Below are 8958 nucleotides of genomic sequence, written 5' to 3' on the forward strand. Positions count from 1 at the left end.
AGTCCGCCGTCTCGAGCGCCTGCACCTGCGCCGTCGTCAGCGCCATGACCTGCGCCGTCGTTACCCCTCCCATCTGCGACGTCACCAAACCCACGATCTGGTCGGTCGTCAGCGCTGCGACCTGCATCATCGTCAGCGCGGCGATCTCGTTCGAGTTCAGCGTGCCCAGCTGGTCCGTCGTCAGCGCCTGCACCTGCGCCGTCGTCAACGCCGCCACCGTGCTGGTCGCAAGCGCCGCGAAGTCCGCCGTCTCGAGCGCCTTGATTTGATCCGTCGTCAGCACCACGACCTGCGCTGTCGTCAGGCTCTGGGCTTGAGCCGAACTCAGCCCCGCCACTTGGCCCGTCGTCAGCGCCTGGACCTGAGCCGTCGTCAGCGCCGCCGCTGCCGTGGTCGAGAGCGCTGCCACGTCGACTGTCTCCAGCGCCCTGATCTGGTCAGTCGTGAACGCCCTGACCTGCGCCGTCGTCAACACCCCCATCTGATCGGTCGTCAACGCCACGAGTTGGTCCGAGGACAGCTCCTGGATCTGGCTGGTAGACAAACCGACCACGTTGTCAGTCGTAAGTGCTGCAACCTGTGCCGTGGTTAAAGACGAGATGTAAGACATACGCACCCTTTATTTGGTTGGATGGTGAGACGACGACGGTCTATCTACACCCAGGCCCTGCCTGGGCACAACAAATTAATCCTGCGGGATGCCTGAAAAACTGGACCGAGGGCCGACAGATACCACCGCAACTTGGTAACGACACGATCCAGTGGAACTTGAGGGCCACCCACTGGATTTGCCAAAATAAAAATTAATTGATAAATATCACACGTTGAACAGGAAGTTCATGACATCGCCATCCTTGACGATGTACTCCTTGCCCTCGGCGCGCATCTTGCCGGCATCCTTGGCGCCCTGCTCGCCCTTGTAGGCAATGAAGTCGTCGAAGGCGATGGTCTGGGCGCGGATGAAGCCGCGCTCGAAGTCGCCGTGGATCACGCCGGCCGCCTTGGGCGCGGTGTCGCCGATGCGGATGGTCCAGGCGCGCACTTCCTTGACGCCGGCCGTGAAGTAGGTCTGCAGGCCGAGCAGCTTGTAGCCGGCGCGGATCAGGCGGTTCAGGCCGGGCTCGTCCTGACCCATCTCCTGCAGGAAGGCCAGGCGGTCCTCGTCGTCCATCTCGGACAGCTCAGCCTCGATCTTGGCGCAGATCGCCACCACCGGGGCGTTCTGCGCAGCTGCGTATTCCTGCAGGCGCGCCAGGAAGGGGTTGTTCTCGAAGCCGTCCTCGCTCACGTTGCCGACGAACATCGCGGGCTTGGCGGTGATCAGGCACAGCGGCTTGAGCAGCGCCAGCTCGGCGTCGCTGAACTCGATCGAGCGCACCGGCTTGGCCTGGTCCAGCGCGGCCTGGCATTTCTCCAGCACCTTGACCAGCGCCGCAGCTTCCTTGTCGTTGCCCGAGCGCGCCGCCTTGTTGTAGCGGTGCAGGCTCTTTTCCACCGTGCCGAGGTCGGCCAGGCAGAGCTCGGTTTGGATCACCTCGATGTCGGCGATCGGGTCGACCTTGTTGGCCACGTGGATCACGTTGTCATCCTCGAAGCAGCGCACCACGTTGACGATGGCGTCGGTCTCGCGGATATGCGCGAGGAACTGGTTGCCCAGGCCCTCACCCTGGCTGGCACCCGCGACCAGGCCCGCGATGTCGACGAACTCGACGATCGCCGGCACGATGCGCTCGGGCTTGATGATCTCGGCCAGCTGGTCCAGCCGCGGATCCGGCACCTCGACCACGCCGGTGTTGGGCTCGATGGTGCAGAAGGGATAGTTCTCGGCAGCGATGCCGGCCTTGGTCAGGGCGTTGAACAGGGTGGATTTACCGACGTTGGGCAGGCCGACGATGCCGCACTTCAAGCTCATGGGGGTCCTTTGGAATTGAGATCGCCGCAAGTCCCCTGTGCTGCCGGCTCGACTTCATGAGCCTCAGCCAGGCAGGAGAGGGCCTTGCAGTGTCGGCAGTGTGGCGCGATGCCCGACCGGGCCATAGCTCGCGCGCGCCGACAAATGGAATCATTGTACCGACCGGGCCTGTTGGCGCCTAGTCTTGTCCTATCCAGGATCCTGGGTCATGCGGCGGGCATTGATACTACCGCCAGATGACCGGGTCGGCAGCGCCAGCGACCCCCTTCAATCGTCCCAGGCATCCCAGCGACCCCAGCCGGACTGCCCCTGGCACAGCAGGCTGCCCGCGCCCGCGCGCAAGATGGCATTCATGCCGAAGGTGACCGCGCCCAGCAGACGACGATCCTGGCGATAGGTCTGCAGGGTATCGCCGACCGCCGGGTCGGGCCTGGCCGTGGCCGGGTCGATATTTGGGATGGCGCAACGCGCACAGGGCTTGACCGGCTGCAGCCTGACCTCGCCGCCGGCCTGCAGCGGAAACACCAGCTCGGCCAGCCGGTCCTCGTCATGCACATCGAGGCCGCCCAGCACGAGGTTGGGCCGGAAGCGCTCGATGCCGACCGGCTCCTGGCCCATGGCCTGCAGGCGCTGGTTGAGATCGGCCAGCGAAGCGCTTGAGAGCAGCAGCAGCGGAAAACCGTCGCTGAAACGGTTCGGTGCCTCGACGCCGCGGGTCCAGCGCTCGGAAGACAGCCGGCGCACCTCTGGGTCGAAGCGCACCAGGCGCAGCTCAGCCTGCAGGAACTCGCTAAACCACTGCGCCGCCGCGTCGCCCATGTCCCAGGCCTGGACCCGGTCATCCCAGACCTGGACCGGCAGCCGGTGCGAGGCCGCATCGACCTCCAGCTCCAGCCGCAGCGGCAACATGCCAGGGGCGCTCAGCTCGAGCTGCCCGAACCGGAACGCCGGCTGGATCAGCACCATGCGCGGCAATTCGCGCTGCGAGACGAACTCGCCCTGCGCATCGACCACCATCCAGGCCCGGTCCCATTCCAGGCCGGCCAGCTGCAACTCGGCCTGCTCGAGCCGGATGCCGGCGCAGGACTTGACGGGGTAGATCCACAGCTGCTCGATCTGCAGCGGCAACATATCTTCAGGAAGGGGCAACATGTCAATATCGGGTCTTCACTCGCACACCCAGCCATTGTGGGCCCTGCTCCTACAATCCGTCCATGAGCAAAAAGTACGACTTGGCCATCCTCGGCGGTGGCGTGGTGGGACTGACTCTGGCGCTGCTGCTGGCGCGCGACCGACTGCGCATCGCGCTGGTCACGCCGACGCGAGCCACCACGCCCTCCAGCCCCGACATCCGCGCCTACGCGCTGAACCTGGCCTCGCGCCAGTTGCTCGAGTCGCTGCGCGTCTGGCCCGAAAGCCCCGATGGCAACGGCCCATCGCCCGTGACGCCGGTCACCCGCATGTGGGTCAGCGATGCCACCGCCAACGCCGCGCTGACCTTCGATGCGAGCGAGGCCGGCACCGACGCGCTGAACTGGATCGTCGACGTGCCGGCGCTCGAAGAGCGGCTCGCGCAAGCGGTGCGCTATCAAGGCGGCATCGAGTGGCTGCCAGAGCGCCCGGCCGCTGCGCTGACCGTGATCTGCGAAGGCAAGCGCAGCACCAGCCGGGAAGCCTTCGGCATCCACTACGACAGCAAGCCCTATCCCCACACGGCGATCGCGGCGCGGCTGCAGTGCGAACGGCCGCATGGCGGCGTGGCTAGGCAGTGGTTCCGCGGCGACGAGATCCTGGCCCTGCTGCCCATGGGCGGCAGCAGCGGGCATGAAGTGGCGCTGGTCTGGTCGGTGCCGCACCAACGCGCGCAGGAACTGCTCGCCATGCCGCCCGCGGCACTGGCACAAGGCGTCGAACAGGCCTGCGACCAGGCACTGGGCGCCATGACGCTGCAGGGCCAGCCCGCTGGCTGGCCGCTCGAACTTTCGCGCGCCGACCACTGGGTCAAGCCCGGCGTCGCGCTGGCCGGCGACGCCGCGCATGCCATGCACCCGCTGGCCGGCCAGGGGCTCAATGTCGGCCTGGGCGATGCTGCCGAACTGGCCAAGGTGCTGCACGAGCGCGAATACTGGCGCGAACTCGGCGACCTGAAGCTGCTGCGCCGCTACGAGCGCGCGCGCCAGGCCGATTTCGCCCGGATGGCACTCGTGACCGATGGCCTGTACGGCCTGTTCAGTGCACCAGACAGCCGCCTCCAGGCGCTGCGGGGCTGGGGCCTGCGCGGCTTCGACCAACTGCAGCCCGTCAAGCGCTGGGCCATGAGGCAAGCCATGGGCGGTGCCTGAGCGCCCCCCGCCAGCTCCCACGCCCTCCAAGCCCGAATTCCATCTCCAACCATGAAGCTCACCCGCCTGTCCCTCCGCACCCTGCTTGCCGCCAGCCTGGCCACGCTGGCCTTCGGCGCCTGCGCCCAGGAAGCCGCGATCCGCAAGAACCTGGCCGAACGCCTGCCCAACCTGCCGAAAATCGAGGAGGTCAGCAAGACCCCGATGCCTGGCCTGTACGAGGTGCGCATCAACCAGAGCGACCTGCTCTACACCGACGCCGAGGGCAACTACCTGCTGCAGGGCGAGCTGATCGACACCCGAACCCGCGGCAACCTGACCGAGGAGCGAGTCAACAAGCTCAGCGCGGTCGACTTCAAGGCGCTGCCGTTCAAGGACGCCTTCACCATCGTGCGCGGCAACGGCAAGCGCCGGATCGCGATCTTCGAGGACCCGAACTGCGGCTACTGCAAGCGTTTCGAGAAGGACCTGAGCAAGATCGACAACGTCACGGTCCATGTCTTCCTCTACCCGGTGCTGGGACCTGACTCGCTGACCAAGTCGCAGGCGATCTGGTGCGCCAAGGACAAGGCCAAGGCCTTCGAAGACTGGATGCTGCGCAACATCGCACCGACACCAGCCAGCTGCGACAGCTCGGCCATCCAGCGCAACCTGGCCCTGGGCAAGCAGCACCGCATCACCGGCACGCCGACCAGTTTCCTGCCGGATGGCACCCGCCTGCCCGGCGCCGTGCCGCTCGAGAAGATCGAACAAGCCCTCGCCAACAGCAAGTGACCCCATGAGCCAGTCCATCGACCACCACCAACTGATCAAGACCCTGGGCCGCGCCGGCCTGATTCCCTTCGTGCTGCTGGCCCTGATGGTCTGGCTGCTGATCGACAACGACCTGCAACCCTTCGTCGCGACGGCACTGGCCTGCTATGCCGCGATCATCGCCTCCTTCCTCGGCGGGGTGCACTGGGGCGCGGCCTGGGTGCACTCGGAAGCGGGCTCCTCGCACCGGGATGAACATCAGGTGCCGGCGCTCTGGTGGGGCATCTCGGCCTCGCTGCTGGCCTGGCTCGGTATCCTGATCCCGATCCTGTCGGGACTGGTCTGGTACATCGCGCAAGGCGAGCTCAGCATCGACGAGGTCAAGCTGCAAGCCCAGGCCGGACTGATCTGGCTCGGCCTGCTGCTGATCGCCTGCTACCTGATCGACCGCAAGCTCTATCCGAGCGCCGGCCTGCAGCATTGGCTGACGCTGCGCTTCCACCTGTCGACCGTGGCGGCGCTGAGCTGCTTCCTGGCCGCTGGCGCGCTCTGACATGAAGGCAGGGATACGCTACCGGGTCTCGGTGCTGGACCCGAACCAGCACCTGTACGGCATCACGCTCGAGATCGACCAGCCGGCCGCGCGCCAACGACTGAGCCTGCCGGTCTGGATACCGGGCAGCTACCTGGTGCGCGAATTTTCCCAGCACCTGCAAAAGCTGCAGGCCTGCATCGGCCGCCAGCCGGTCGCGCTCGAGCAACTCGACAAGAACAGCTGGGAAGCCAGACTACCCGCCGACAGCAAGAAAGCCCCGCTGCAACTGCACTACGAGGTCTATGCCTTCGATGCCTCGGTCCGCACTGCCTTCCTGGACGCGCAGCGCGGCTTCTTCAACCCGACCAGCCTGTGCCTGCGCGTGGCGGGCCGCGAACGCGAGCCGCATGCGCTGGAGCTGCTCGACAACGCGCATACCGCGGGTTGGCAGGTCGCCACCGGACTGACTCCAGCCAAGATCGATGCACGCGGCTTCGGCAGCTACCTGGCCGGCGACTACGACGAACTGGCCGACTGCCCGTTCGAGCTCGGCCGCTTCTGGTCAGGCCAGTTCGAGGTCCGCGGCGTGCCGCACCGCCTGGTCGTCAGCGGCACCGGCGACTTTGCCGACTGCGAGCGGCTGCTGCGCGACACGCAGCGCATCTGCGAGACCGAGATCGCGTTCTGGCATCCCGACGGTGCCGCGCCACCGTTCAAGAGCTATCTGTTCCTGCTGCACGCCAGCCAGGACGGCTACGGCGGCCTCGAGCACCGCAACTCGACCGCGCTGGTCTGCCAGCGCAGCGACCTGCCGCGACGCCGCTCGCCCCAGGAGCCCCCGGTCACGGCCAAGCTGCAGGCCAGCGATGGCTACACCACCCTGCTCGGGCTGATCAGCCACGAATACTTCCACACCTGGAACGTCAAGCGGCTGCGCCCGCGCGAATTCAAGCGCTACGACTACGACCGCGAGAACTATACCGAGCTGCTCTGGTTCTTCGAAGGCTTCACGAGCTATTACGACGACCTGCTGCTGCTGCGCGCCGGCCTGATCGACGAGCCGGCCTACCTGCAACTGCTGGGCAAGACCATCAACCAGCTGCTGCAGACGCCCGGGCGCCAGGTCCAGAGCGTGGCGCAGGCCAGCTTCGACGCCTGGGTCAAGTACTACCGGATCACCGAGAACAGCCCCAACGCCACCGTCAGCTACTACGGCAAGGGCGCGCTGGTGGCGCTCTGCCTCGACCTGACGCTGCGCGCCGAAGGCCACAGCGACCTCGACGCCGTCATGCGGGCCCTGATGCAGCGCTGCGAGGCCGGCCCGATGCGCGAATCCGACCTGCTCGCGGTGCTCAAGCAGCTCGGCCGGCGCCGCTACGACGCCGAACTGCAGGACTGGGTGCACGGCACCGGTGAGCTGCCGCTGGCCGAACTGCTGCAGCGCCACGGACTGCAATGGCTGCAGGAGCCCGATCCGCTGGCACAGCGGCTCGGACTGCGCGTGAACGAGAGCGGCGGACTGACGATCAAGAACGTGCTGCGCGGCACGGCGGCAGAAGCCGCCGGACTGGCCGCAGGCGACGAATGGCTAGCCGTGGAACTGCCCCCCAGCGAACCGGGCGTCGAGGCGCAGGCCTGGCGCGTGCGCAAGCTCGACGAGGTCGCGCTCTATGCCTCGGGTCGCAGTACCGTGATCGCCCTGGTATCGCGTGACGGCCGGCTGCTGAAATGCCCGCTGCACTGGCCCGAGCCCCGCTACAGCATCAAGCTCCAGCGCCCGGCGACAGCTCCGGTCACCGTGCCAGAGCGCCGCTGGCTACAGGAATGAACTTTTTTCAAGAAATTTTCATGCACTTTGTCAAAACCGACTTTTTGTGCCTATAATTCAATCCTGTTGGCGCTTTAGCTCAGCCGGTTAGAGCGACGGAATCATAATCCGCAGGTCCGGGGTTCGAATCCCTGAAGCGCCACCAAAATTTCAAGCCCACTGTTTCGCGACAGTGGGCTTTTGTTTTTGCTCGGCATGATATGCAAGTCAAGCAACTGCGAATAAGCCTCGAGCTGGAGCCTTGCAAGGAAGAAGGCGGTGCCGAGCCACTGGCACGCCAGCACGACTGATGGGGCGGCAAGCGGGCTTTGCCGATGCCGCCCATGCGACAACCCGCGAGCAACAACCCGCGGCATCTTGATGCGGGATCAGCAGGGCACCCCGACGAAGAACGACCACCCGATCGCTCTTCACCTAAAGCAGCCGGCGTTGCAGGGAGCCCTGCTTGCCGGCGATCTACCGCTCAGGAAAACTGCGCCGCTCAGAAGCGGAACAAGGCTGGACGTGGCGGGCATACCGACACTGCGCGCCCGATCGCCTCGATGTGGTCAGGCGTCGTCCCGCAGCAGCCACCCACAATGTTCACCAGCCCCTCCTTGGCGAACTCATGCACCAGCCGGGACGTATCGGCGGGTGTTTCGTCAAAGCCGGTATCACTCATGGGGTTGGGCAAGCCAGCATTCGGATAGCAGCTGATGAAGGTGCCTTGCGCCACCTTGGCCAGCTCCTGGATATACGGACGCATGAGGGCCGCACCCAAGGCACAGTTGAGTCCGATGGACAGAGGACGTACATGGCGCACGCTGGCCCAGAATGCGGACACCGTCTGCCCACTCAGGACACGTCCAGAAGCATCCGTCACGGTTCCGCTGATCATCACGGGCAAGCGCTCACCCGAAGCCTCGAAGAACTCCTCGATCGCATAGAGCGCCGCCTTGGCATTCAAGGTGTCAAAGATGGTCTCGACCAGCAGGACATCAACCCCGCCCTCGACCAGCGCCTCGACCTGCTCATAGTAGGAGCTGCGCAGCTCCTCGAAGCTGACATTCCGCGCTCCCGGATCATTGACATCAGGGCTGATGCTGGCGGTCTTTGGCGTCGGACCCAAGGCCCCGGCCGCAAAGCGGGGCCGATCAGGGGTACTGAAGCGATCACAGGCGGCCCGAGCCAGCTTGGCCGAGACCAGATTCATCTCCCGGGCCAAACCAGCCATGCCGTAATCGTCCTGCGCGATCCGGGTCGCGCCAAAGGTATTGGTCTCGATCAGATCGGCACCAGCCGCCAGATAGCCCTCATGGATGCTGGAAATCACGTCAGGACGTGTCAGGCTCAGCAACTCGTTGTTGCCCTTCAGGTCACCTGGAAAATCTGTGAAGCGATCACCGGCTCCATCCTGGCCCGAATAGCCTGCACCGCGATACTGCTGCTCCCCCAGACGGAAACGCTGAATCATGGTGCCCATGGCACCATCCAGAATAACAATACGCTCCGCCAGAATAGCCGGCAGAGACTGGGCGCGGGTATAAGGGAGTGATGTCATTGGACAACCTTCAGGTACAAAAAACAAAAACCCCGAATCTGTCTTGAT

The 8958-nt window shown here is 65.4% G+C and carries 7 protein-coding genes, 1 tRNA gene and 1 pseudogene; 5 read left to right on the plus strand and 4 right to left on the minus strand.

The genetic code is table 11. The features are described 5' to 3' along the window. The 3 genes and pseudogenes from C6P64_RS18265 to C6P64_RS15810 form a co-directional block, all read right to left on the minus strand. A pseudogene (locus C6P64_RS18265) lies at positions 1-610 on the minus strand (heme utilization protein); the annotation flags it as partial. 207 nt (positions 611-817) lie between these two features. Beyond that, positions 818-1912 (minus strand): redox-regulated ATPase YchF, encoded by a 1095-nt coding sequence (gene ychF, locus C6P64_RS15805; RefSeq protein WP_105749503.1) that lies wholly within the window; start codon positions 1910-1912, stop codon positions 818-820. A 267-nt stretch (positions 1913-2179) separates the two neighbouring features. Beyond that, the gene (locus C6P64_RS15810; RefSeq protein WP_105749504.1) at positions 2180-3064 is read right to left on the minus strand and encodes an MOSC domain-containing protein; all 885 of its coding nucleotides are present in this window, start codon (positions 3062-3064) and stop codon (positions 2180-2182) included. A gap of 62 nt (positions 3065-3126) precedes the next feature. Here C6P64_RS15810 and C6P64_RS15815 point away from each other — a divergent pair, with 62 nt between their 5' ends. From C6P64_RS15815 to C6P64_RS15835, 5 genes are all read left to right on the plus strand, one after another. Next, complete coding sequence (locus C6P64_RS15815; RefSeq protein WP_105749505.1) at positions 3127-4254, plus strand: FAD-dependent monooxygenase; 1128 nt, start codon at positions 3127-3129, stop codon at positions 4252-4254. 51 nt (positions 4255-4305) lie between these two features. Then, positions 4306-5028 (plus strand): DsbC family protein, encoded by a 723-nt coding sequence (locus C6P64_RS15820; RefSeq protein WP_105749506.1) that lies wholly within the window; start codon positions 4306-4308, stop codon positions 5026-5028. Between the two features lie 4 nt (positions 5029-5032). Then, entirely contained in the window at positions 5033-5560 is a 528-nt protein-coding gene (locus C6P64_RS15825; RefSeq protein WP_105749507.1) for a DUF3429 domain-containing protein, read from the plus strand. A gap of 1 nt (position 5561) precedes the next feature. Beyond that, the gene (locus tag C6P64_RS15830) at positions 5562-7370 is read left to right on the plus strand and encodes a M61 family metallopeptidase (RefSeq protein ID WP_105749508.1); all 1809 of its coding nucleotides are present in this window, start codon (positions 5562-5564) and stop codon (positions 7368-7370) included. Between the two features lie 68 nt (positions 7371-7438). Continuing rightward, positions 7439-7515 (plus strand) — tRNA-Met (locus tag C6P64_RS15835). Positions 7516-7851: 336 nt separating this feature from the next. Here the strand turns inward: C6P64_RS15835 and C6P64_RS15840 are convergent. Continuing rightward, positions 7852-8910: a homocysteine S-methyltransferase family protein gene (locus tag C6P64_RS15840; RefSeq protein ID WP_105749509.1), complete on the minus strand. Its 1059-nt coding sequence runs from the start codon at positions 8908-8910 to the stop codon at positions 7852-7854. Positions 8911-8958 lie beyond the last annotated feature (48 nt).

It is taken from the genome of Malikia granosa, assembly GCF_002980595.1.
In the GTDB taxonomy this organism is placed as follows: Bacteria; Pseudomonadota; Gammaproteobacteria; order Burkholderiales; family Burkholderiaceae_C; genus Malikia; species Malikia granosa.

Bases quoted from the DNA above. Each gene is read 5' to 3' on its own strand.
- ychF (WP_105749503.1), bottom strand. From the start codon at position 1,912: ATGAGCTTGAAGTGCGGCATCGTCGGCCTGCCCAACGTCGGTAAATCC.
- C6P64_RS15810 (WP_105749504.1), bottom strand. From the start codon at position 3,064: ATGTTGCCCCTTCCTGAAGATATGTTGCCGCTGCAGATCGAGCAGCTG.
- C6P64_RS15815 (WP_105749505.1), top strand. From the start codon at position 3,127: ATGAGCAAAAAGTACGACTTGGCCATCCTCGGCGGTGGCGTGGTGGGA.
- C6P64_RS15820 (WP_105749506.1), top strand. From the start codon at position 4,306: ATGAAGCTCACCCGCCTGTCCCTCCGCACCCTGCTTGCCGCCAGCCTG.
- C6P64_RS15825 (WP_105749507.1), top strand. From the start codon at position 5,033: ATGAGCCAGTCCATCGACCACCACCAACTGATCAAGACCCTGGGCCGC.
- C6P64_RS15830 (WP_105749508.1), top strand. From the start codon at position 5,562: ATGAAGGCAGGGATACGCTACCGGGTCTCGGTGCTGGACCCGAACCAG.
- C6P64_RS15840 (WP_105749509.1), bottom strand. From the start codon at position 8,910: ATGACATCACTCCCTTATACCCGCGCCCAGTCTCTGCCGGCTATTCTG.